This is a genomic window from Pseudoclavibacter sp. JSM 162008 (assembly GCF_041366455.1).
GTDB lineage: Bacteria > Actinomycetota > Actinomycetes > Actinomycetales > Microbacteriaceae > Pseudoclavibacter.
The window spans coordinates 16,355-38,783 of record NZ_JBEWYX010000014.1; the positions used below are offsets into that span (position 1 = coordinate 16,355).

Annotated in this window: 20 protein-coding genes and 1 tRNA gene; 12 read left to right on the forward strand and 9 right to left on the reverse strand. The window is 69.2% G+C overall.

The annotated features are described in order from the left end of the window. Nucleotides 1–312, reverse strand: a complete 312-nt coding sequence (locus ABVF28_RS12185; RefSeq protein WP_371030668.1) for a helix-turn-helix domain-containing protein — start codon at nt 310–312, stop codon at nt 1–3. Between the two features lie 125 nt (nt 313–437). Here ABVF28_RS12185 and ABVF28_RS12190 point away from each other — a divergent pair, with 125 nt between their 5' ends. Genes ABVF28_RS12190 through ABVF28_RS12200 form a run of 3 tightly spaced genes read left to right on the forward strand, consistent with a single transcriptional unit; the run spans nt 438 to nt 4,104 of the window. Then, a complete protein-coding gene (locus ABVF28_RS12190) occupies nt 438–1,064 on the forward strand; it encodes a hypothetical protein (RefSeq protein ID WP_371030669.1) in 627 nt (208 codons plus the stop codon). Nucleotide 1,065: 1 nt separating this feature from the next. Next, complete coding sequence (locus ABVF28_RS12195) at nt 1,066–2,592, forward strand: MinD/ParA family protein (RefSeq protein WP_371030670.1); 1,527 nt, start codon at nt 1,066–1,068, stop codon at nt 2,590–2,592. Nucleotides 2,593–2,601: 9 nt separating this feature from the next. Then, on the forward strand, nt 2,602–4,104 hold the full coding sequence (locus tag ABVF28_RS12200; protein WP_104252331.1) for a sensor histidine kinase: 1,503 nt from the start codon (nt 2,602–2,604) through the stop codon (nt 4,102–4,104). Between the two features lie 48 nt (nt 4,105–4,152). Here the strand turns inward: ABVF28_RS12200 and ABVF28_RS12205 are convergent, their stop codons facing one another. Next, nucleotides 4,153–4,401: a WhiB family transcriptional regulator gene (locus tag ABVF28_RS12205; protein WP_068476994.1), complete on the reverse strand. Its 249-nt coding sequence runs from the start codon at nt 4,399–4,401 to the stop codon at nt 4,153–4,155. Between the two features lie 179 nt (nt 4,402–4,580). Here ABVF28_RS12205 and ABVF28_RS12210 point away from each other — a divergent pair, with 179 nt between their 5' ends. Beyond that, nucleotides 4,581–4,997, forward strand: coding sequence for a hypothetical protein (locus ABVF28_RS12210; protein ID WP_371030671.1), 417 nt, complete (start codon nt 4,581–4,583; stop codon nt 4,995–4,997). Here the strand turns inward: ABVF28_RS12210 and bcp are convergent. Beyond that, nucleotides 4,994–5,473, reverse strand: a complete 480-nt coding sequence (gene bcp / locus ABVF28_RS12215; RefSeq protein WP_371030672.1) for a thioredoxin-dependent thiol peroxidase — start codon at nt 5,471–5,473, stop codon at nt 4,994–4,996. The genes ABVF28_RS12210 and bcp overlap by 4 nt on opposite strands. 89 nt (nt 5,474–5,562) lie before the next feature. Between bcp and ABVF28_RS12220 the strand changes: the two genes are divergently transcribed. Both ABVF28_RS12220 and ABVF28_RS12225 read left to right on the forward strand, forming a co-directional pair. Then, nucleotides 5,563–5,635 (forward strand) — tRNA-Lys (locus ABVF28_RS12220). A 170-nt stretch (nt 5,636–5,805) separates the two neighbouring features. Further along, entirely contained in the window at nt 5,806–7,113 is a 1,308-nt protein-coding gene (locus ABVF28_RS12225; protein WP_371030673.1) for a D-arabinono-1,4-lactone oxidase, read from the forward strand. Between the two features lie 93 nt (nt 7,114–7,206). Here ABVF28_RS12225 and ABVF28_RS12230 read toward each other — a convergent pair whose 3' ends face one another. After that, the gene (locus ABVF28_RS12230) at nt 7,207–8,460 is read right to left on the reverse strand and encodes an MFS transporter (RefSeq protein WP_371030725.1); all 1,254 of its coding nucleotides are present in this window, start codon (nt 8,458–8,460) and stop codon (nt 7,207–7,209) included. Nucleotides 8,461–8,603: 143 nt separating this feature from the next. On the opposite strand from ABVF28_RS12230, the gene ABVF28_RS12235 reads away from it, so the two are divergent. Next, complete coding sequence (locus tag ABVF28_RS12235) at nt 8,604–9,395, forward strand: thioredoxin domain-containing protein (RefSeq protein WP_104311077.1); 792 nt, start codon at nt 8,604–8,606, stop codon at nt 9,393–9,395. A 12-nt stretch (nt 9,396–9,407) separates the two neighbouring features. Then, complete coding sequence (locus ABVF28_RS12240) at nt 9,408–10,058, forward strand: vitamin K epoxide reductase family protein (RefSeq protein ID WP_371030674.1); 651 nt, start codon at nt 9,408–9,410, stop codon at nt 10,056–10,058. A 94-nt stretch (nt 10,059–10,152) separates the two neighbouring features. Here the strand turns inward: ABVF28_RS12240 and ABVF28_RS12245 are convergent, their stop codons facing one another. Both ABVF28_RS12245 and ABVF28_RS12250 read right to left on the reverse strand, forming a co-directional pair. Continuing rightward, entirely contained in the window at nt 10,153–10,782 is a 630-nt protein-coding gene (locus ABVF28_RS12245; RefSeq protein WP_146080732.1) for a hypothetical protein, read from the reverse strand. A gap of 131 nt (nt 10,783–10,913) precedes the next feature. Beyond that, on the reverse strand, nt 10,914–11,105 hold the full coding sequence (locus ABVF28_RS12250; RefSeq protein WP_068476980.1) for a hypothetical protein: 192 nt from the start codon (nt 11,103–11,105) through the stop codon (nt 10,914–10,916). Nucleotides 11,106–11,422: 317 nt separating this feature from the next. Between ABVF28_RS12250 and ABVF28_RS12255 the strand changes: the two genes are divergently transcribed. From ABVF28_RS12255 to ABVF28_RS12270, 4 genes are all read left to right on the forward strand, one after another. Next, a complete protein-coding gene (locus tag ABVF28_RS12255; RefSeq protein ID WP_371030675.1) occupies nt 11,423–12,943 on the forward strand; it encodes a choice-of-anchor G family protein in 1,521 nt (506 codons plus the stop codon). 94 nt (nt 12,944–13,037) lie between these two features. Next, nucleotides 13,038–13,640, forward strand: coding sequence for a TetR/AcrR family transcriptional regulator (locus tag ABVF28_RS12260; protein WP_371030676.1), 603 nt, complete (start codon nt 13,038–13,040; stop codon nt 13,638–13,640). A 22-nt stretch (nt 13,641–13,662) separates the two neighbouring features. Then, nucleotides 13,663–16,623, forward strand: coding sequence for an MMPL family transporter (locus ABVF28_RS12265; RefSeq protein WP_371030677.1), 2,961 nt, complete (start codon nt 13,663–13,665; stop codon nt 16,621–16,623). Beyond that, complete coding sequence (locus tag ABVF28_RS12270; RefSeq protein WP_371030678.1) at nt 16,620–18,842, forward strand: YhgE/Pip domain-containing protein; 2,223 nt, start codon at nt 16,620–16,622, stop codon at nt 18,840–18,842. Before ABVF28_RS12265 ends, ABVF28_RS12270 begins: the two co-directional genes overlap by 4 nt. Nucleotides 18,843–19,067: 225 nt before the next feature. Here the strand turns inward: ABVF28_RS12270 and ABVF28_RS12275 are convergent, their stop codons facing one another. Genes ABVF28_RS12275 through ABVF28_RS12285 form a run of 3 tightly spaced genes read right to left on the reverse strand, consistent with a single transcriptional unit; the run spans nt 19,068 to nt 22,284 of the window. Then, entirely contained in the window at nt 19,068–19,883 is an 816-nt protein-coding gene (locus tag ABVF28_RS12275) for a sugar phosphate isomerase/epimerase family protein (RefSeq protein ID WP_371030679.1), read from the reverse strand. Between the two features lie 54 nt (nt 19,884–19,937). After that, complete coding sequence (locus tag ABVF28_RS12280; RefSeq protein WP_371030680.1) at nt 19,938–20,663, reverse strand: response regulator; 726 nt, start codon at nt 20,661–20,663, stop codon at nt 19,938–19,940. Beyond that, nucleotides 20,653–22,284 carry an ATP-binding protein gene (locus ABVF28_RS12285; protein WP_371030681.1) on the reverse strand — a complete coding sequence of 544 codons (1,632 nt, stop codon included), beginning with the start codon at nt 22,282–22,284 and terminating at the stop codon, nt 20,653–20,655. Before ABVF28_RS12285 ends, ABVF28_RS12280 begins: the two co-directional genes overlap by 11 nt. Nucleotides 22,285–22,429: the final 145 nt, after the last annotated feature.

The window sequence follows — 22,429 nt, forward strand, 5'->3', positions numbered from 1 at the left end:
CTACAGCAACGGGCGCAGGCGCGGGGTCGTGTCATCCTGTGCGGCGTTCGCCTCGAGGAAGTCGCCGGTGTCTGCGAACTCGCCCTGGCGGAGTGCAGCGACGCGTCGCTGGTACTCGTACTGGTCGTCAATGTACTGCTCGAGCATCGTCCGTTCCACTCGCCATTCGCCGACGCCGCCGATACGGATCGCGGGCAGCTCCCCGCTCTGCACGAGACCGGTCGCCACATCCATCGTGACGTTGAGGATCTCGGAGACCTCGGCGAGGGTCAGGAAACGGCCGATTGACTGGGGGTCAACGGATGCGTTCATGCGCTCGATTATCGCGCGCAGATCGTGGATCGACGCATGTTGTGGATAACTTCTGCAGGTTCTCTCGCGCTGCGCCACGATGGCGGAGTCGCCACCTCGCGGCGACCGAAGAAGGGAAGAGTGGCATGAGCGTGAGCAGGGCTCGCAAGCCGAGACGCTGGGTCGACCCGAGGCTCTTCCTCGGAATCCTCCTCGTCATCGCGTCGGTGCTCGGTGTCGTCGGCGTTCTCGTCGCCGGGAACCGAACGGAAATTGCCTACGCCGCCGCCTCGACGATCGCGCCTGGGCAGCTGATCACGGTCGATGACCTCGTGGCCGTCGAGGTCGTGCTCGGGCCGAGCGCGGAGGCGTACGTGAGCACGGAGACGGTGCCGACGGGCGAGTTCCTCGTGACCCAGGCGGTCGAGGCTGGTGAGCTCCTGCCGAGATCAGCCCTCGGAGACGCTGATTCGAGCCGCTCGTCCGTTGTCGTCGAAGTCTCCGGCGGCTTGCCGACGGAGCTGGGCGCTGGCAGTGCGGTGGAGCTCTGGTCGAGCCAGGAGTCAGCCCCCGGGACCTACGGCGCGCCAGTGCTGACCTCGTCGAATGCGACGGTCGCGAAGATCCTCCCGAGGGAAGGGGCCCTCTCCGCGAGCCAGGCGGACCGGGTGGAGCTGCTACTGCCGAAGGCCGAGATCCCCGCACTGCTCGCGGCGATCAGCAACGATTCGCGGCTGGCCCTTGTCCCAGTCTTCCGCGAGAAGGGGCAGTGACATGTCGAGGATCCTGCTTGCCATCGAATTCGAGATCGAGGCCCGCCTCCTCGAGGGCATCATCGCGGCGGGACACGACATCGTCGATCGAGTCTCCGGTGGGCTCGCCGCCGCGACGGCGCTCGAGAGGCTGCGACCCGAGATCGTGGTGCTGCAAGGGGCGCCGGAGACGCTGACTCCGCGCAGTCTGGCGGCGTGCGCCCGGTTCGGCGCGCGTGCGATCGTTGTGGTCTCGAGCGACTTGGAACGTCGGAACGCGGAGACGCTCTCCGCGACGGAGGTCGTCGAAGCGGCGGTCAGCTGGAGCGAGATCGAGGTGCTCCTCGCCAGAACGTCCGGCGACTCCTCCCGCTCCATGCCAACCGGCCCGATTCCGCAGCGATCGGTGGCATTCTCGAGGCCCCCGGCCGTCAGCCTCCAGCCTTCGGACGAGGACCGACCTGACCCTGCGGAGCCCGAGCCCGAGCCCGAACCCGAGCACCCGACGAGCGATGGAGCTGGGCGACGTGAGCGCAGACGCGCGGCCAGAATGCCGACGCGCGTTGGCACCCGCGCCGTGGCGCACGAGCGCGGCATGACTGCACTGCCGCTCCGACGGGCACGCGCAGACGGCAGGGGCGTCGTGCTCGCGGTCTGGGGTCCGCACGGCGCTCCGGGCGCATCCACCGTGGCCGCAGCGGTCGCGTCCAAGGCCGCCGAGATGGGACAGCGAGTGCTGCTCATCGATGCCGACAGCTACGGCGGCTCGCTCGCGGCGATGCTGGGCATCACCGACGAGGCGCCGGGCTTCGCAGCTGCCTGCCGCTTGGCGGGCGCGGCACGACTCACGGTCGCCGAGATCGAGCGCATCGCGGTGCCGCGGTCCTTCGGCCGGGGTGGACTGCTGGTGCTCACCGGCATCGCGAACCCCGCGAGGTGGCCGGAACTCGCGAGGGATCGCGTGGCAACTGTGCTCGAGAAGTGCCGCGAGGTCGCCGACCTCGTGGTCGTCGACGTCGGCTTCAGTCTCGAGAGCGACGACGAGATCGCGAGCGACGCGTTCTCGCCTCGTCGTTCGGCCGCGACCCTGACCGCCCTCACCGCTGCGGACCGAGTGCTCGCCGTCGCGGACGGGCAGGCAGTTGGCCTCCAGAGGTTCCTGCGCGCCCGCGTGAACCTCGTCGACCTCATCGACGACACACCCACGGATGTCATCGTGAACCGAGTGCGAGCTGACGCGGTCGGCCTGGGCGCCGCAGGTCAGATCCGGCACGTCCTCTCACGATTCGCGGGCCTCGAGGCGCAAGCGCTCATCCCACTCGACCAGGCGGCCTGCGACCGTGCGCTGCTCGCCGGCGAGCCGGTCACGTACGCTAGCCCCCGCTCCGCGTTCGCTCGTGCGATCGGAGCCTACGTCTCGGACACGCTGCTGGCCTCAGCCGGCAGTGGCCACGAGACCCGGCAAGCGAAGGGTGAGAACAGGCGACGAACTTCGGCGTTTCGTCGATTCTGGCGCGGTCGCGGCGAACTGCAAGCTCAGAACTCCTAAGCTGACCGAGTGTCGAGTCTCTCATCGCAACTCCAGCGCCGCGGAACCCTCAGTGAAGCTGAGCAGTCGTGGATCCTGCAGCTGAGCGCCGACTGGCAGCTCCTCACCGACCTCTCGTGCGCGGATGTCGTGCTCTGGGTCCACACGAAGGACGACGACTTCGTCGCCGTCGCACAGGGGCGCCCCTCGAGCGCCCCGACGCTCTTCTACCGCGACCTCATCGGCCAGTCCGTGCGGGAGCAGTGGGCGATGGCCGTGCGCAGGTCCTACGAGGAGGGCATCACCGTTCGGTCGACCGAGCCGGACTGGTTCGACGAGATCCCGACGCAGCTGCTCGTGACACCCGTCTTCTGCCGTCTGCCGGGCGAGGGGGTCAGCCAGCACCCCATCGCCGTCATCACGCGTCACACGAACCTGGGGAGCACACGCTCGATCACCCGCCAGGAAGAGACGTTCCGCGACTGCGCCGACGAGATCTTCGCCATGATCGAAGAGGGAGCCTTCCCCGATCCGGAGGCCCCGCAGATCTCACGCCGCGGCGCACCGCGAGCATCGGACGGACTCATCAGGCTCGACAGAGACGGCGTCGTCACGTTCGCGAGCGCCAACGCGCTCAGCGCCATGAACAAGCTCGGCTTCGGGGGAGAGCTCGAGGGGGAAGTGCTCTCGGAGGTCGCCTCAGCGCTCGTGCACGACAAGAGCCGCGTCACGGTAGACGAGGCGCTGCCGCTCGTCGTCACGGGGCGTGCGCCGTGGATGACCGACGTCGAAGCGCGAGACATCACCGTCACACTGCGCGCGCTGCCGCTGAGGGCGCACGGAGAGCGCACGGGCGCCATCGTGCTCTGCCGAGACACGACAGACGTCAGGCACCAGCAGCAGGAGCTCATCACCAAGGACGCCACGATCAGGGAGATCCATCACCGCGTCAAGAACAACCTGCAGACCGTCGCGGCGCTCCTGCGTATCCAGGCCCGACGCTCGCGGAGCGACGAGGCCAGGGAATCGCTGACGCAGGCCATGCGTCGGGTCTCCTCGATCGCGGTCGTGCACGACACGCTCTCCGGTGGCTTCTCCCAGACCGTCGACTTCGACGAGGTGTTCCTCCGCGTCATGAAGCTCATCACCGAGGTGTCCGCTTCCTCGAACACGGTTGTCCGACCGGTCGTCAGCGGTCGATTCGGAACGCTGCCCAGCGAGTACGCGACGCCGCTGGCCCTTGCGCTCACCGAACTCGTCACGAACTCTGTCGAGCACGGACTCGCGGGGCAGGAAGGCGAGGTCACCGTCACGGCCGAGCAGACGCCGGGTGGCCTCTCCGTCACGGTGGCGGATACGGGCTCCGGGTTCGTCGCCGGACGCATCGGCGCCGGTCTCGGCACGCAGATCGTCCGCACCTTGGTTGAGGGCGAGCTCGGCGGCTCCATCGAGTGGCACTCCGAGCCGGGGGAGGGAACGCAGGTGAAGCTCCTCATCCCCAGCCGCTGGAAACGCGAGACGGGCGGCGCGTGAACGCCGCCCGGCGGGCGATCCGCGGTCAGGCCGCGGGTTGTCTGCTGCTCAGGACGCGCGTCGCGCTCGTGCAGCGCGACGCTTGAGTGCACGTCGCTCGTCTTCGGAGAGGCCTCCCCAGACGCCGGAATCCTGACCGGTGTCGAGTGCGTACTGAAGGCACACCTCGGTCACCTTGCAGGAAGCGCAAACGGCCTTCGCTGCGTCGATCTGGTCGACAGCGGGGCCGGTGTTCCCGACCGGGAAGAAGAGCTCGGGGTCTGCGTCCAAGCAGGCGGCAGTATCGCGCCAATCCATCAGTGGTGCTCCTTATCGAGTGCGCCTCGCGCACAAAAACGCTCCGCTGGGAGCGAAGTTCGTGAACCCGGGATGCGGTGACTGGCCTATAGACTTGGCCTCGATTTTGCATTCCTCCGGGTATCTCTACCTAGAGAAAGATTTTGCCACAGCGTCATTTTCCAGGCAAGGGGTAATTCGTGAGCCCAGGCACGACCAAGCGTCCGGTCACTGTCGTTCTGCTTGCCGGAGTGCTCGGCGTGGAGGCCGCGATCCTCGCCGCCGTGACGGCGTTCCTTGTCGTAGAGACCGCCGCGCAGGAGGCCAGGTTCCTCGCCTCCTCCCTTGCGCTTGCTGGGCTCGCGCTGCTGGGGGCCGTGCTGCTTGCGCTCGTGGCCGTGTCGACGCTGCGTCTGCGCGCCTGGGTCCGCGGGGCTGCCATCACCTGGCAGATCATGCAGCTGGCAGTCGCCTGGGTGTTCCTCCAGGGCGACCTGGCCGTCTGGGCCGGCTGGGTGCTCGTCGCCGTCAGCCTGCTCGGCATCGTCGCGGCCGTGCATCCGGCGACGGGCCGTGCACTGCGCCGCGACGACGACGAGGTGGAAGCGACGGGCTAGACCACGAGCAGCTTCAGGATCCGGGCGACGTGGCCCGCGGCGCGAACGTTGTAGAGGGCCTCGGTGATCTTGCCGTGCTCGTCGATCACGAAGGTCGAGCGGATGGGGCCCACGGCGACGCGACCGTACTTGTTGCGCTCTCCGTAGGCGCCGTAGGCGGTCTGCACGGCGTGGTCGGCGTCGCTCAGGAGCGTGAAGTCCAGGTGCTCGGCGTCGCGGAACTCGGCCAGCTTCTCCGGGTCGTCCGACGAGATGCCGAGGATCGTGTACCCGGCGGCGCGAAGCGGGGCATCGCTCTCGCGGAAGTCGCACGCCTCAGCCGTGCATCCAGGGGTGAATGCCTCGGGGTACGTGTAGAGGATGACGCGCTTGCCGCGGTAGTCGGAGAGAGAGACGGCGTTGCCGTCCTGATCTGTGAGGGTGAAGTCCGGAGCGTCTGCGCCCGGCTCGAGGCGGGTCGGAGTGGAGGTCGTCATGGCCTCAATCGTGGCATGTTGCGGCCGATTGGACTTCGAGTTCAAAACAGTGCTATTCTCTCTTGGTCGCCACGGAAACGGAACGACGCGCACCTCTAGCTCAATTGGCAGAGCAATTGACTCTTAATCAATGGGTTCTCGGTTCAAGTCCGAGGGGGTGTACGAGATAGGCCCGGTAGCTCTCGCCAGCTACCGGGCCTTCTTGCATCCTCGAGGGAGGCTCTCTTCGGGCTGGGAGGGCACCGGTCTGCCGTTCTCGGAGGCGCGGTGCTGGCACAATGGGCATGCACTGGCTTGGCGCGCAACGCGCCGACGACGAGGAGGCGGATTCCGTGACGATTGCACCCGGAGAACTTTGGGCGAACTGGCCGCGGACCGCACGCGCGAACCCGTCGAGCATCGTTGCTCCCAGGACTGCGCTCGAGGTCCAGCAGGTCGTCGCCGAGGCCTACAGCAGGGGCAGGCACGTGCGTCCCGTCGGTGCGAGCCACACCTCGAATGCGCTGGCCGCGGCCCCGGACCTCCTCCTCGACGCCCGAGGCCTCCGCGGCATGAACTGGATCGACCTCGACAGCCATGAGGCGTCGTTCGGTGCCGGCACGACGATCGCCGAGGCCGGGGCCCTGCTCGAGACCTACGGATGGCAGCTGCAGAACATCCCGAACAACCCCGCCGTGACTCTCGGAGGCGCGATCGCCACGGGCAGCCATGGCACTGGTGCTCGTTTCGCGAGTCTGTCATCGCAGCTCGTCTCCGCGACGCTCGTCTCCGGGACCGGCGAGCTCGTCACGGTGAGCGCCCACCAGGACCTCGAGCTGTGGCCTTCGGTGAAGCTCAGCCTCGGCGCGCTCGGCATCTTCACGGAGCTCGTGTTCCGCATCGTGCCCGGCTACCGCATCCGCACCTCTGAGGAGCAGATGCGCATGAGCGAACTCGTCGACGAGTTCGCTGTGCTCGCCTCAGGCGCCGACCACTTCTCGGCGAGCTGGCGGCCGCACACCGATGAGGTGTTCGTGACGCAGGGGTTCCGCGAATCCGGCGAGATCGCCGACGAGCCGACGCCCTCACGCCGTTCCGCATCCTTCGGCGCGCTCGGCGAGATGCTCGCCATCGGCCTGTCGAAGTCGCTGCCGTTGCTCACCCCCGCGGTGAACAAGCTCGCGAACCGCGTGCATCCGGTCGGCGAGTCGACCCTGGGGCCCATGCGAGCTCTCGCGGAGCCCGCCCCGGTGCGCTTCGCGTCGCTCGAGTACTCGTTCCCCATCGCCGAGACCCCAGAGGTGCTGCGTGCGCTCGACGAGACCCTCGAGCGAGCGCACCTCAACCTCCCCTACGCCGTTCGCATCTCGACGACTGCCGCCGACGACGCGTTCCTGTCCAACGCATACGGCAGGGCTGTCGGGAACATCACGGTGCGCGTGCCGTCCACGCTCGACGCGCGCGCGATCTTCACCGCTGCCGAGGACCTCTTCCTGAGCCTTGGGGGCCTCCCGCATTGGGGTAGCTTCCACACGGTGCGTGCGGAGGAGTTCAAGCACGTCATCACGCGTTTCGGCGACTTCCACACGGCGCGCGAACGACTGGATCCGGAGGGCGTGTTCGACAACGCACACCTCAAGCGCGTCCTCGGGGCGCACTGAGCCGACCGCGTTCGAGCGGGGCCTGAGTCGTCTGCTGGCCCGTGCCGACGCTCGTCGAGCGTGATGAGCGGATGCGCGTCGAAGCGCGGACGCCTACAGGGGCTCGTCGGCTCGCGGGTCGTCCAGGTTGCGCCAGGGGCGGTCACGCCACCTGAACGCTCCGGCCCGGTGCAGGATCCAGGCGGCGAGCATCGCCCCGACGGCACCGGATGCGCCGCCGACGAGGAGCGCCGCGCGCGGCCCGAACAGTTCGACGATCCACCCCATGACGGGGGCACCGACGGGCGTCCCGCCGAGGAAGATCGCCATGTACAGCGAGAGGACCCGCCCGCGCATGGAGGGCTCGACGCTTCCCTGGACGAGGGCGTTGGCCGTGGTGATCGCGCTGAGCGAGGTGAAGCCGATGGGGATGAGGGCCACGGCGAACAGCCAGAACGTCGGCGCCAGGGCGGCTGCCAGGCAGCTGAGCGCGAAGAACACGCTCGACGACAGCAGGACACGGAACCGGGCTCGCTCGCGCTTCGCGGCCAGCAGCGCGCCCCCGAGCGAGCCGATGGCGAGGATCGAGGAGAGCAGGCCGAAGCTATCCGCGCCGCCACCGAACTCCATGGTCGTCATGGTCGCCGTGTAGATGGGGAAGTTCAGGCCGAAGGTGCCGAGGAGGAAGACCAGGACCAGGACCGCGACGATGTCCGGGCGCCTCGCGACGTAGCGGATGCCCTCGCGGATCTGCCCGCGGCCGCGTTTCGACGGGGGAGCGGGGAGCAGATCCGAGCCGCGCATGGCCAGAAGGGCCGCGATGGTCGCGAGGTACGTGAGCGCGTTGACGAGGATCACCGGGCCCGCGCCGATGAGGACCGTGAGGACTCCGGCGACGGCCGGCCCCAGCATCCGGGCGCCGTTGAACGACGCCGAGTTGAGGGCTACGGCGTTCGAGAGCAGCTTGAGGCCCACCACCTCGGAGACGAACGCCTGGCGCGCTGGCGCGTCCAGGGAGGCCGCGCAGCCGAGCAGCAGTGCGAAGACGTAGACGTGCCAGAGCTCCGCGGCGCCCGCCGTCACGATGGCGCCGAGCGCGAGGGCGAGCACGGCCATGGCCGACTGTGTCCAGATGAGCACCTTCCGCTTCGAGAAGCGGTCGGCGATGACGCCGGCGTACGGCGCCAGCAGCAGCTGCGGGCCGAACTGCAAGGCCATGACGACGCCAAGCGCGGTGGCGTCGTTGTCGGTGAGCTCGGTGAGCACGATCCAGGCCTGCGCTGTGCGCTGCATCCACGTGCCGACGTTGGAGGTCAGGGACCCCGCGAACCAGATGCGGTAGTTCCGTTCGCCGAGCGACCGGAACATGGAACTCACGGTGGCTGCTCCCTGGGGGTGGTCGGATGTGCGGGGTGCACAATGTAATAGTTGTGGCCGCAAGTATGTATGTGAAGGTCACAAAATGATCTCACGTACAATGACGCCGGTCGTCGAACCCGAGGAGAGCCGCAATGGCAGACAAGAACCGCGAACACATTCAGAAGCTTCGCGAGGAGGCGAACGCCATCCGCAAGCAGGAGGAGGCGCGCGCCCGGCGCGGTCGCGTGCTCACGCAGGTGGGCATCATCGTCGGGGCCGTCGTCGTGCTCGGCGCGATCGTGCTGCTTGCCGTCTTCGGCTCGACCTGGTTCGGCAAGAAGATCGAGTTGACCGCCGACGGCACGGTGGCGGTGCAGCGCCTCGACGGTTCGAGTGTCGAGCAGCCCATCGAGGTCGTCGACAACTCGGCGATCGTCGTCGGTGCGGCGGATGCCCCCGTCAAGATCGACTACTACTACGACTACTCGTGCCCCCACTGCGTGGACTACCACGAGCAGACTGGGGCGGTCTACAACGATCTCGTCGCCGCAGGTGACGCCCAGGTGACCTACCACGCGATCAACATCGTGGCCCCGTACGGTGCTGAGGCCGCCGCGGCGATCGCCTCCACCGTCGCCTACCAGCCATCCGCGTTCTTCGAGGTCCACGACGGCCTGTTCGGAATCCCAGGCCAGACGCAGACCAGCTGGGGTCCCGCTGACTACGCATCGGCGCTGAGCCAGCTCGGTGTGACGAACGAAGAAGCCCTCGCCGCGGCCACCAACGGCGAATTCTCGGGGTGGGCCGCCGCGAACACGGCTGCGTCGCGCGAGGCCGGCGTCTCGGGCACCCCGAGCATCTTCGTCGACGGCGAACTGCAGCAGACGCCCCCGACCGTCGAGACGCTCATGGCGCTCGCCGGCACCGCGAACGCCGGCGAGTAGCGGCGGCGCACGATGACGAGCTCCCCTGAGACGGCAGAGGCCGGCGCGGCGGACGAGCAGGGCGGCGTTTCCCGCCTGCCCTGGCTCGTGCGCACGCCGAGGAACGTTGCGTGGGCGCTTGTCGTCTTCGGCGGCGTGGGGCTCCTCGCGAGCTTCTTCCTCACCGTGGAGTACATCCACAAGCTGCAGGCGCCGAACGAGGCGCTGGTCTGCGATCTGAGCATCTTCGTCACGTGCGGTCCGGCCATGCAGTCCTCAGCTGGCGCGATCCTCGGCTTCCCGAACATCATCATCGGCCTCGTGACGTTCGCCGTGACGGTCGCGATCGGAGCTGGCATCTTCGCGGGTGCGAGCTACCGTCGCTGGTTCTGGGTCGCCTTCCAGGTCGGTCTGGTGGGCGCCGCGGCGCTCGTCAGCTACCTGCAGTGGTACAGCGCCTTCGAGCTCGCGCGCCTGTGCCTCTGGTGCATGATCATCTGGGCGGCGACCATCCCTCTCGTCTCGACGGGGACGATCTTCAACCTCGTGCAGGGGCACCTGGGTGCCGGCGCGAAGCGAGTGGGGGAGAAGCTCGCCCCGTTCCTCGTGACGATCATCATCGTCTGGTACCTGGTCGTCGTCGCGGTCGTCTTCGCGGGGCTCCTCCCGTACTTCGCCATCTAGGCGCACGCAGCGCGTAACGAAGAACCCCGGTCCGAACACGGACCGGGGTTCTTCGTTACGCGCTGCGCAGTGCTGTGCGCGCGTGGAGAGAGGCTCAGGCGATCTTGCGCTCTTCGGCCAGGGATGCTCGCGCTGCGAGGTCAGCCGGGCGAGGGGTCACCGTCTCGACGAGGTCCTCAAGCGACTCCTCGGGCTTGAGGAACGACTCGATAGCCTTCTGGCGTTCCGCTTCGCTCGCAGGAGCGAGGCGCACCGGCGCTTCGTCGCCTGCTTCCAGCGCTGCGACGGTTCCCAGTGTGTTCTGGATGCGGCGCACGAGGTCGGCGACCATGATCTCGGAGAACATGGCGTCGTCGCCCGGCTCGCGGTCTGGGCGCCACTCGAGGCGGTAGCGGCCTTCGGCCCCGAACATGTCGTCGAGGAGGAGGGTGAGCTCCTCGCGGGCCTCGTCGCTCATGATCGCGCTGGGCTCGAGCAGGCGCGGTGGCTCCAGCTCGCTTCCCGGGCGCTCGAGGCCGGAGAAGTTGGGGTGGCCGCCCAGGGGCATGGCCGGGCGTGCCGACGGTGCGGATGCAGCGGGGATCGGGGCCGGGATGGCACCCATCTGATGCTGGGGGAGCGACGGCAGCGTCGTGGCCGTCTGCTGGGGGGTGGGCTGCGTCGAATCTGCGATCGACGTGGCTTCACCCTCGGGGTGTCGCCGCTTGCGGAACCAACCGAACACGGAGTCCCCTTTCTGCACCTGGATTGTGAGCTCGTGAACCGGGACAGGTCTTCTGCCGCGGATTGAGACAGCACTAGTCTCACGGCGTTCGTGCGGCGTGTCGACAGACACGCCGCACGACGCTCGGATTGTTAGTCGAGCTCTAGCTTCTTCTGGTTCGCGTCGTCCATGACGGCGCTGATCGCCAGGGCCGTGGAGATGCCCCAGGCCAGCCAGACGAGCACTGCTCGCCAGCGCTTGGTCTCCATCGAGGTCTGTCGGACGACACCCACGATGCCGAAGACCGAGGACAGGATCGCGCCGTTGGTGAGGAATTTGCGCATGGGTTCCGCTCCCTTGTGCCGGGGCCGCGTCGTTGTGATGCCGCCAGCGTTCTGATTGACGTCGTCAGGGTAGCGGTGTCGTCTGGCCATCCGATGAAGTGTGGATGCGATCTCGACGCTGTGCGGAGGTGGGGTGCCACGGCTGAGCGGCGGGACATTCTCGTATTCGTGGCGTCGAGAGGCGTTCGGGTCGTCCTCGACTAGTGGAATTGGTCCGGGCCAAGTTGGCGTGCATTCATCATCCGCGCGAATGCGCGAGTGATGTCGGCAGCTGCACACCCCGGTGCAGCTGTGTCCCCTGACGCAAGGTCTCATCGATGAACCCTCCCTCCCTGCCCAGAACCCGCATGGACTCCAACCCCGACAAGCAAGCCGGGCTCACCCGGCGAGGGGTGCTCGCCAGCACCGCCTGGATCGCGCCCGTGCTCCTGACGGCGACCGCGGCTCCACTCGCCGCCGCGTCGACGTGTCAGTCCCCGTCCGGCCTGTACAGCACGCGTGCGGGAGCGCGCCTGCTCCACGGGTCGCTCGCCGGTGTGTCATTGAACGCGGTCACGGGTCTCACCGGCTCGCAGGCGAGCAACAGTGCCGGGTCCCCGCCGATCGTCACGGTGGCAGGGCCAGCCACCCTCGCCCCGCTCAGCGGCGCCGCCGCTGTGCTCAGCGGAATCCTCACGCTCGCCGATGCGAACCTCGGCGTCGTCCACCAGTTCGCGCGCGCGAACCGTGACGGCGGTTCCCTCGGCGCGGTCGGAGCCGTGTCGGACAGCGGCAGCATCACCCTCAACCCCGATCCCTACGCCGCACCCGATCTCGCGCGCGTCGAGCTGAAGGGGCTGCTCGAGAACCTGGCGGGCGCCCCCGCGGCGGATCTCGTCGGTGCGGTCTCCGATGTCGCTCTTGTCGTCGGCGCCGTCGGCGCTCGCAGTGAGATCGCGGATCCGTGCGCCGAACCGGTCGCCCTGCGTCAGTACCTCATGAGCCATCTTGCGCTCGAGCTCTCCACGCCAGCGGCCGGCGCGCTCGTCTCCGCGCTCACGGCCGCTCTGCCGACCCTCGCCGTCGACACGTCGCGAATCCTGGGGCCGCTCTCGTCGATACCGTTGCTTGGCGGGATCTTCGACGCCGCCAACATCTCGGTGTCCGTGTCGATCACCGCTGACGCGCTCCTGCAGCCCCTGCCCGGCGACGGCTCGGCCGCGCTGACGCTGGATGCCGAGGCCGGGACGGCCTCGCTCGACCTCTCGACCCTGTTCGGAGGGTCGTACGTCGCGGGCACGCCGGGGTGGCTCAACGGGCTTGCACCGAACACGGCGCTCTTCGCCTCAGGGTTCCCGGTGTCAGCCGTCTCGACGATCCTGGACCAGTGGGTCTCGGCACTGCTCGCTCGGCTTGCGTCGAGCGTGGCCATCACCGTGACGACGGGTTCTCTGAAGCTCTCCGGCACGCTCGCGCAGTTCGCGAGCGGCACGGCGACCTTCACCACCGGCAACAGGCTCACCGACCGGCTCCTCGGCGGGCTCATGGGCGGTGTCATGGTTGCGGTCGCGGGGAGCGTCGAGGCGGCGCTCGAGGCGCTCCTCGACCCAGCAGGGGTCCTCTCGGTCGAGCTCACGGCCATCACTGACCTCCTCTCTGCCGCGCTCCTCCTGCTCAGCGATGTGCTCGCCCTCACGGTCAATGCGCAGAACCACCGCCCCGGTTCGCTGCCCTCCGCGTCGACGGTGCCAGGCCAGTTCGAGGTCACCGCGCTCCACGTCGGCGTGATCGGCGCGGCTTCGCTGCTGGCCCTCTCCATCGGTCATGCGGTCGCCGGCCCCAACGTGCCCCGCGCCTGAACCGCGGGGGTGAGCTGACCGGTCAGGATGCGCCCCGCTCGCGCATCCTGACCGATCGGTTGAACTCTGACCGTTCGGTCAATAGACTGCTCGCGTGACCGAGCAACCGCAGCCGAATCCCGAGCCCACGCAGGCCGAGCATCCTCGATCGGCGTCCCGCCAGCATCCCACCGACCTGCTCAAGCAGGCTGCCCTCGTCGAATTCGCCGCGCACGGCTACGAGGGCGCCTCGCTGCAGGAGATCGCAAGCAAGGCCGGGTACACGAAGGCCAACCTGCTCTACCACTTCGGCTCCAAGCAGGGCCTCTTCGAGCAGGCCGTGCTCGAGGCCCTCGGCGCGTTCGAAGAGCTCGTCGACTCCCTGCAGGACCTCGACATCGGCACCGAGGACAGGCGCCTCGTCGGCCCCTTCGTCGACTTCCTCCTCCAGCACCGCCTGGCCGTGCACATGTTCGTGAACCACCGCAGCACCGGTGCTGGCGAGTTCATCGCGACCCGAGTCGACCCCATCATCGAACGACTCGTCGCGGCGTTGTCCGAGGACGACCCGGACCGTGCGCTGCGCATCGCCATCGGCCTCGCGGGCGTCACCTACTGCCTCGCCAACGAGAACATCCCAGGTGAGGCGCGGACGCAGGAGCCGACACGTGACGAGCTCGTCGACGCGCTCACCTTCATCTCGGCCACGCGCCGCTAGTCGACAGGCAGACACCGGGCTCATGGCTCTTCTCCTCTTCCGCATCTCCCGCGGCTCCTACCGCCACCCATGGCGTGTGCTCTCCGCCTGGCTCCTGCTGCTCGCGGTCGCCCTCGGCGTCGGCGTCGCCGCGGGCGGAACCCTCAAGGAGTCCTTCGCGATTCCTGGCACGCAGTCGCAGGCGGCGCTCGACCGCCTCGGCGAGGTGTTCCCCGAAGCAGCCGGTGCCAGCGCCAGCATCGTCGTCGTGACTCCCGCGGGCGACTCCGTCGACGACGAGCCGTACCGGAGCGCCATCGACGCCGCATCCGAGCGCATCGGCGAGCTCGACGGCGTCAGCCAGGCCCTCTCTCCCTTCTCGGAGTACGCGACCGACGCCGTGTCGGACGACGCCGAGGCAGGCATCATCCGCGTCCAGTTCGACGGAACGAGCGAGGACATCAGCGACGAGCTCATCGCCGACGTCACCGAGGCAGGCACATCGCTCGAGGACTCCGGCCTCCAAGTCGGGTTCGATGGGCAGATCTTCCAGAACCTCGAGTACGGGCTCACGCCGACCGAGATCGTCGGCGTCGTGTTCGCGGCGATCGTGCTCCTCGTGGCGTTCGGGTCGGTGCTCGCCGCGGGGCTCCCGCTCGTATCCGCCATCGTCGGGGTCGGCGTGACCATGGGCGGCATCCTCTTCGCCGCGAAGTTCGTGGTCGTCTCGAGCGCCACCCCCCTGCTCGCCGTCATGATCGGCCTCGCCGTCGGCATCGACTACGCACTCTTCGTCGTCTCGCGCCACCGAACGCAGCTCGCGAACGGCATGGACGCCGAGGAATCGACGGCGACCGCCGTCGGCACGGCAGGCAACGCCGTCGTCTTCGCCGGAGTGACCGTCATGATCGCGCTGCTCGGCCTCGTGATCGTCGGCATCCCGTTCCTCAGCGTCATGGGCATCGCCGCGGCTGCCGCCGTCTTCACCGCCATGGCGGCCGTCATCACCCTCGTCCCCGCGCTGCTCGGCTTCGCGGGCGAGCGGATGCGCCCCAAGGCCGGCTCGCGCGCGTTCCGTCGCGAGACCGGCGCAGATGCGAAGCCGACGATGGGCCGCCGCTGGGTGCGGCTCGTCATGAAGGCGCCGCTCCCGTTCGCACTCGCCGTCATCGCCATCCTCGGCACGCTCGCGATCCCGGCACTCGACCTCAAGCTCGCGCTCCCGTCCGGCGCATCCGAGCCCGAAGACAGCGTGGCGCACATCGGCTACGACCTCGTCGCCGAGCACTTCGGACCAGGCGCCAACGGGCCACTCATCGTGATGGTCGACATCACGCAGGGTGACAACGAGACCCTCCTCGACGACCTGCAGCTCATCGCCGACCGCGTCGCGGACGTCGACGGGGTCGACACCGTCGGCGACCCGCTGCCCAACACGACCGTCGACTCCGCGATCATCCAGGTCGTGCCCTCGACGGGCCCGGACGACGACGAGACGCTCCGAGTCGTCGGCGAGATCCGCGACCTCGGCGACGAGCTCGAAGCTGAGACCGGCATGGCGACCTCCGTGACCGGTGCGACCGCCATCGCGCTCGACATCTCCGACCGCCTCAACCAGGCGCTCCTGCCGTTCGCGGCCGTGGTCGTCGGGCTCAGCTTCTTCCTGCTCATGATGGTGTTCCGCTCGATCCTCGTCCCGCTCAAAGCGGCCCTGAGCTTCCTCCTGAGCGTGTTCGCCGCCTTCGGCGTCGTCGTCGCGATCTTCCAGTGGGGTTGGTTCGCCGACGCCCTGCACGTCGTGCCCGGCCCCATCATCAGCTTCATGCCCATCCTGCTCATGGCCATCATCTTCGGACTGGCCATGGACTACGAGGTCTTCCTCGTCTCCGGCATGCGCGAGGCGTACGTGCGCAGCGGCGACGCGCGGAACGCCGTCGAGACGGGCTTTGCGAACGGCGCACGCGTCGTCACCGCGGCCGCGCTCATCATGTTCTTCGTCTTCGCCGCCTTCGTGCCCGAGGGAGCCGGCGTCATCAAGGCCATCGCCCTCGGGCTCGCCGCCGGCATCTTCTTCGACGCCTTCCTCGTGCGGATGACGCTGGTGCCCGCCATCATGGCGATGCTCGGGAAGCGCGCCTGGGCCCTCCCAGCCTGGCTCGACCGCATCCTCCCCGACCTCGACGTCGAGGGCGAGCACCTTCGCCACTACCGCCAGAACGTCGAGTGGATGCGCGAGCAGCCCGACGGCATCGCCATGGGCGAGCTCGTGGCCGGAACTGAGACGACGGCCACGCGCCCCGTGACAGGTGGCATCGAGCGCGGCGGTGTGCTGCTCGTGGAGGGACAGCTCGCCGAGCGGCGGCTCCTCGCGGCCACCCTCGCGGGACGCATCGAACCCGTCGCCGGGCACGCCCACGCTCACGGGCACCTCACGCCCGGCGACGAGAGCGCCCTCATGCGACGCGTCGCCGTCGTGGACGCCTCGACGCTCGACGCCAGGTCGGCGGAGCTCACCGTGGGTGCCCTCCTCGAAGAGCGGCTGCGCCTCGGACGCGGAGCCACCGGGGGACCGGTGCCAGCCGCACTCGTCGACCAGGGAGTCGCCGAGGTCTCAGCAGCCGCGGCCAGACTCCGCGACGGCTCGCCCCGCGTGCAGGCCGGCACGAACCTCGGCGAGCTCCGGCCCGCATCGAGAGGCGTCGCCTTGGCGCGCATCGCGCTCGCGGAGGACCCCGAGGTCCTGATCGTCGATCTCGGCCCAGGAGCCGAACCCGAGGTGGCAACCCGCCTCGCCTCCTCCCTCCTCGCGGAGGTGAGCACGCTCGCCTCACCCGACACGACCATCGTGCTCGGACTCCCCAGCGGACTCGACCCCGCCGCAATCATCGGCAAGGTCCGACGTCCCGCTGGGCGCATCCGCCTCGACGCCGCGCCGGGCGCATCCGCCGACGCATCCACATCCACGCACGCCGCAACCAGCACGCACAAGGGAGCACTCGCATGAGCGCCGCCGTCCTCCACGCCGTCACGGCCGACCGCGGGGCGCTGCGCCGGCGGCGCCTGCGCAACCTGCTCGTCGCAATCCTCGTGCCCCTCGTCGTCGCCGGCGCCTACTTCGCCGGCCTCGCCGGCGCAGAGGCCCGCACCTCGGCGATCCCCGCCATGATCGTGAACAACGACCAGCTCCAGACCCAGACCGCGCCGGACGGCACCGAGACGACCGTCATCGCGGGCCGGCTCGTCGTCAGCGCGCTCACCGATCCCGACACGGCGACCGGCTTCGACTGGCAGCTCGCCAACGCCGACACCGCGGCGGCGGCACTCGAAGACGGCTCGGCGTACGTGGTCGTCACCATCCCGGAGGACTTCTCCGCTCGCATCACGGGCATCGCCGACGAGGGGGCGACCCCCGCCACGATCGACGTGACCACCGACCAGTCGCACGACTACCTCTCGCCCGCCATCGCCAACGGGCTCGCCGATGCGCTCACCGCCCAGTTCGGCACGCAGGTCACCGAGATGGTCGCCGTTCAGCTCTTCGACGGCATCGGCCAGACCGCGACCTCCCTCCGCGACGCCGCCGATGGGGCATCCCAGCTCGCCGACGGCGGCACGCAGCTCGGCACCGGCCTCGCCCAGTTCGCCGACGGCCAGAGCGAGCTCTCGACCGGACTCGTGCAGAGCGCGGACGGTGCCAGCGAGCTCTCGACCGGCGTGAGCACCTACGTCTCCGGCGTCAGCCAGCTCTCAAGCGGCATCACCCAGTACACCGGCGGCGTCGACCAGCTCTCCGCGGGCATCACGCAGTACACGAGCGGCGCCGACCGGCTCGCGGCTGGCGTCGGCCAGCTCGCCGCGCAGACCCCAGGACTCCGCACCGGCGGACAGCAGCTCACGGACGCGGGCACACAGCTCGAGGGATACTCGACCGCCGTCACGCAGGGCACCGCCACCTACCAGGAGCAGATCCGGCCGGCGCTCGTGGCCCTCAACGACTCCACGGACGGCCTCGTCGCCTGGTGCGCGGCCCTCGCCGACCCGACGTTGAAGACCCAATGCGAGACCCAGATCGCTGGCCTCGTCGGCACGACCGGCGGCGTCGACGGCCTCGTCGAGACCCTAGACGGGGCTACGAGCGAGCTGACCGCCGTGACCGACGGAGCAGACGACCTGAAGACGCTCGGCACCGGCCTCGTCACCCTGGCGGACGGCATCGACCAGCTCAACACCGGCGCCACACAGCTCTCGGCAGGCTCCAGCAGCCTCACCACGGGCGCCTCCGACCTCGCGACCGCGGGCGACGAACTCGAGAGCGGCGCATCCCAGCTCGTCACCGGCGGAACCGAGCTCGAGACCGGCGCGAGCGCGCTCGCCACTGGTCTCGGGCAGCTCCGCGACGGGCAGCAGCTGCTCGTCGACGGAGTCGCCCCCATCCAGGAGGGCGTCGGCGAGCTCACCTCCGGCGCGAGCCAGCTGTCGACCGGACTGAGCGACGGCGCCGCGCAGGCGGAGAACGCCGTCGGCGATCCGGACGCGCTCGCGGAGGTCGTCGCCAACCCGGTCCAGACGAACCAGACCATGCAGCACGAGGTGAGCTTCGGCGAGATCCTCACCGCGCTCATCCTGCCCCTCGCGCTCTGGCTCGCCGCCCTCGCGACGACCCTCATGCGCCGCCTCGTGCCGACCGAGGCCTACGCGTCGATGGCGACGAACGGGCGCATCCTGCTCGACGCCGCGAGGCGCATGCTCCTGCCACTCGCCGCAGTGCTCTTCGCGGTCATCGTGATCGCCCACGGGTTCGTCGGGGTGCCCGTGACCGCGGCCTTCGCGACGCTCGGCCTCGGCGCACTCTGCGCGCTCGCCCTCATCGGCCTGCACCTGCTCTTCACGACGCTCTGGGGGCGCCGGGCAGCAGCAGTCGCATCGATCGGCCTCCTGAGCATCCAGGTACTCGCCATGCGGGGGCTCGTGCCGCTCGAGCTGAAGTCGCCGTTCGTCGAGATGCTCTCCGGGCTGCTGCCCGGAACGCACCTCGCCGCGGGGCTGCAGATCGCCTACTCGGGAGGAAGCGCCTCCGGAGTAGTCACGGCGGCCATCGGCATGCTCGTCATCGCCGCGGTGTCGTTCGCGGCGGCGAGCCTCGTCATCGGGCGTCGGCGTCGCTCGAAGCCGTCACTCGTGGCCGGCCTCGCCGCAGGGCGCCGCGAGCTCGTCGCCGCGTAGACCCCGCGTCTCGGGGCAGCGTCTCGGGATGGGGAAATCACTTCGTTGGGGGAAGTTTCCCGCCACGAAGTGAGGTTGCCAGCCCGAGTCGGGCGTTGTGGCTGAGCCGGGTGCTCGCCGTCGCCGCGTGGTCACTGTGCTTCGGGATGGCTTCCGCGCTTCCGGATGGCTTGCAACCCATCCGGAAGCGTGGAACCCATCCCGAGACGGGCGCAGTGAGCGGCGCTAGACCCCGTCCGGGACCGAGCGGCCCAGCTGCAGGTGATCGTGCGCGAAGGCGACGGTCTCGCGGAGCATGCGCAGTCGGTCTGCCTCGTTCTTCGCCTTGCGCGTGTTCACCTCGGCGACGACGTGGCCCGACCAGCCGATCGAGGCGAGGTACTGGAGCGTCTCGGCGACGGGCTGCCCTCCCTCGCCGGGCGCGAGGTGCTCGTCGAAGAGCTTGTCGTTGACGTCGGGCGCCTGGCCGTCGCAGAGGTGGATGTGCCGCAGTCGGTCGCCGGCCGCCTTCGCCATCTGCAGGGAGTCGCGTCCCGAGAGCGCGGCGTGCGAGAAGTCGAGGGTGATGGCGTCGCAGTCCATGTCGACGGGGTCGATGCCGGGCTTGTACGCCTGCAGCGCCCGACCGGACACCTTCCACGGGAACATGTTCTCGACGGCGATCTCGGTGCCCGTGTCTGCGTTGATCTCGCGGACGATCTCGAGGAAGTTTTCCGCGTATCCCGACTGCCACCGGAATGGCGGGTGGACGACGACGGTGGAGGCGCCGATGTCGCGGGCGAGCTCGGCGGAGCGCTGCAGCTTCGTGCGCTGGTCGCGGCCCCACACGAACTGCGTGAAGAGCAGAACGGGGGCGTGCACGGCGAGCACCGGGAGCTGGTACTTGTCGATGAGGCGCTTCAGCGCATCCACGCTGCGAGATGTCTGGTCGGTCGAGATCATGATCTCCATGCCGTCGAAGCCCGCGTCCCTGGCTATCTGGAACGACGTCTCGACAGACTTGGGGAACGTGCAGGAGGTGCTCATGCCGACGGTGATCATTTTCCGGAGATTACTCCCCCCGGCTGTCCGAAAGGTGACGGCGGCCGGAGCGCCTCAGGCGAGACGGTACTCGAGCTCGGGCCGCCCCGGGGTGCCGTACCTGGGGGTGCGATCGGCGGCGGAGGTGTCGACGAGGTGCTCGAGGTAGCGGCGCGCGGTGACGCGGGAGAGTGCCAGCTGCTCGGACAGCTCCTTCGCGGAGATGCCGGTTCCCGCCTCGAGGGAGCGCAGCGCGGAGATGACGCTCGCGAGGGTCTCGCTCGTCAGCCCCTTGGGGAGGCTCGCGTGCGGTGTGGCCTGTCGGAGGGACGCCAGTGTCTGATCGACCTCATCCTGGCTGGAGACGACGTGGTCGAAGAGACCGGCGCGGTACTCGCGCAGCGCCTCGAGCTTCTCCGCGAACGTCTGGAACGTGAACGGCTTGAGCAGGTAGTGGGCGATGCCGAGCGAGACCGCCTGCTTGACGGTGGCCGCCTCGCGCACGGCCGTCACGGCGATGATGTCGACGTCGTGACCTTCGGCCCGGAGTCGCCTCGCGACGTCGATGCCCGTCGCGTCCGGCATGTTGATGTCGAGGAGGACGACGTCGATGCGCTCGGTGTCGCCGTGGGCGGATGCACGGACCGCGAGGAGCGCGGCGGACGCCGTGCCCGCGACGGCGACGGTGCGGAACCCCGGCAGGCGGTCCACGTAGGAGGCGTGCGCCTGCGCTGTCAGCGGCTCGTCGTCCACGATGAGCACGTTCAGTGGTGTCGCCTGCGTCGTCTGCTCACCGTCCATTCGCGGCCTCCCTGTCGCGCGAGGCCCCGGGCTGCGCTGCGTCCGGGGCACGCAGCGGCAGGCACACCGTGAACGCCGACCCGTCGACCTCGATGCTGCCGCCCGACCGGCGCACGGCCTGCCGCACCAGCGCGAGCCCGACCCCGCGCCCCTTGCCGGGCTTGCCGGATACCCCGAAGTCGAAGATGCGGCCCAGGAACCCCGGATCGGGCCCGTCGCCGCTGTCGCTCACCTCGATGAGCACCTCCCCGTCGAGCTCCTCGACGAGCACCCGCACGGCTGGGGCCGGCGTCGTGCGTGCCGCGTCGAGTGCGTTGTCGATGAGGTTGCCGACGATGGTGATGAGGTCGCGAGCGGTGGCGCTCGCGGGAACCCGCTCGGGCAGGTGCAGCTCGAAGCGCACATCCATCTCGTCTGCCTGCGCCGACTTGCCGAGGAGCAGCGCGACCAGCACGGGGTCCTCGATGGCTCGCACGAGCCGGTCGGCGAGCTCCTGGCTGACGTCGAGCGTCGAGCTCGCGAGCCGCATCGCCTCCTCGGGGCGGCCGAGCTCGATGAGCGCGATGATGGTGTGCAGCCGGTTCGCGAACTCGTGCGCCTGCGAGCGGAGCGCCGCCGCGAGCGTCTGCGAGGTCTCGAGCTCGCCGCTGAGCTCCTCGATGCGGGAGTGATCGCGCAGCGTGACGACCGTGCCGGCCGAGCGCGGTGCATCCTGACCGGGCCCGCGCGTCACGACGGCTTCGCTGTTCACGACGAGCACATGCCGTTCGGTGACGACGATCTCGTCGACGACCGCATCGCTGCGGAGCATGACCTCTCGCAGGATCTCAGGAGCGGCCAGGTCCTTGACCGGAACCGGGGCGGCCCGCGGGTCGAACGGCGGCAGGCCGAGGTACTCGCTGGCGACCACGTTGGCGAGCACGATCCTGCCCTTCGGGTCGACGAGCACGAGCCCCTCGTCGATCGATCGGAGCACACCCTCGTAGTAGGCGAACATGCGGGCGAGGTCCTCGGGGCCACGGTTGTCGGTCACCCGCCGAAGGTAGCGGCTGAGCGCCCAGGCTCCGGCGCCGCCGATGAGGAGAGCGCCGAGGGCCGACCAGAGGATCAGGGCGATGCGCGACCCCGTCGCGACGTGCGCGTTCGACACGGTCACACCGGCCGACACGAGGGCGACCACCTCGCCGTCGTCCCAGATCGGGGCGACGGCCCGGACAGACGGGCCGAGCGTGCCCGTGTAGGTCTCCGTGAAGGTCGAGCCGCCGAGCGCCGTGTCGATGTTGCCCTGGAACGGGCGCCCGATCTCCTCGGGGTTGCGGTGCGTGATGCGCACGCGGTCGGTGTCCATGATCGTGATGAAGTCGACGTCCGTGGAGTCGGAGATGACGATCGCGTACGGCTGCAGCGTGCTGCTCGGGTCGGCGGTCTCCAGCTGCTCGACGACGAACGGGTCGTGGGCGATGGTCTCGGCGACCGCCAGGCTGCGCAGCGCCGCGTCGTCCTCCGCCTCGCGCCGCGCATCCGCCCACACGATGACGACGCCGAGCCCGGTGAGCGCGAGGATCGCGACGAACTGCAGCACGAAGAGGCGCGTCGCAACGCTCCAGCTTGCGAATCGCACGGTTCCTCCTCGTCGTCGATGAGCGTGCCGCGTCGGATCTCACCGCTGCGGGCGCGGTGAGAACAGTATGAACGCAAGTCGCGGCAGTTCTGCCGGTGAGCGGATGCTCGATCCATCGCTCCCGACGCAGCTCGCGTCGGATCTC

What these genes read in the sequence shown, in the direction of transcription:
- ABVF28_RS12270 (WP_371030678.1), top strand. Translation starts at nt 16,620, where the DNA reads ATGAGCGCCGCCGTCCTCCACGCCGTCACGGCCGACCGCGGGGCGCTG.
- ABVF28_RS12265 (WP_371030677.1), top strand. Translation starts at nt 13,663, where the DNA reads ATGGCTCTTCTCCTCTTCCGCATCTCCCGCGGCTCCTACCGCCACCCA.
- ABVF28_RS12205 (WP_068476994.1), bottom strand. Translation starts at nt 4,401, where the DNA reads ATGGATTGGCGCGATACTGCCGCCTGCTTGGACGCAGACCCCGAGCTC.
- ABVF28_RS12240 (WP_371030674.1), top strand. Translation starts at nt 9,408, where the DNA reads ATGACGAGCTCCCCTGAGACGGCAGAGGCCGGCGCGGCGGACGAGCAG.
- ABVF28_RS12280 (WP_371030680.1), bottom strand. Translation starts at nt 20,663, where the DNA reads ATGGACGGTGAGCAGACGACGCAGGCGACACCACTGAACGTGCTCATC.
- bcp (WP_371030672.1), bottom strand. Translation starts at nt 5,473, where the DNA reads ATGACGACCTCCACTCCGACCCGCCTCGAGCCGGGCGCAGACGCTCCG.
- ABVF28_RS12185 (WP_371030668.1), bottom strand. Translation starts at nt 312, where the DNA reads ATGAACGCATCCGTTGACCCCCAGTCAATCGGCCGTTTCCTGACCCTC.
- ABVF28_RS12250 (WP_068476980.1), bottom strand. Translation starts at nt 11,105, where the DNA reads ATGCGCAAATTCCTCACCAACGGCGCGATCCTGTCCTCGGTCTTCGGC.
- ABVF28_RS12255 (WP_371030675.1), top strand. Translation starts at nt 11,423, where the DNA reads ATGAACCCTCCCTCCCTGCCCAGAACCCGCATGGACTCCAACCCCGAC.
- ABVF28_RS12195 (WP_371030670.1), top strand. Translation starts at nt 1,066, where the DNA reads ATGTCGAGGATCCTGCTTGCCATCGAATTCGAGATCGAGGCCCGCCTC.
- ABVF28_RS12230 (WP_371030725.1), bottom strand. Translation starts at nt 8,460, where the DNA reads ATGTTCCGGTCGCTCGGCGAACGGAACTACCGCATCTGGTTCGCGGGG.
- ABVF28_RS12275 (WP_371030679.1), bottom strand. Translation starts at nt 19,883, where the DNA reads ATGATCACCGTCGGCATGAGCACCTCCTGCACGTTCCCCAAGTCTGTC.
- ABVF28_RS12190 (WP_371030669.1), top strand. Translation starts at nt 438, where the DNA reads ATGAGCGTGAGCAGGGCTCGCAAGCCGAGACGCTGGGTCGACCCGAGG.
- ABVF28_RS12235 (WP_104311077.1), top strand. Translation starts at nt 8,604, where the DNA reads ATGGCAGACAAGAACCGCGAACACATTCAGAAGCTTCGCGAGGAGGCG.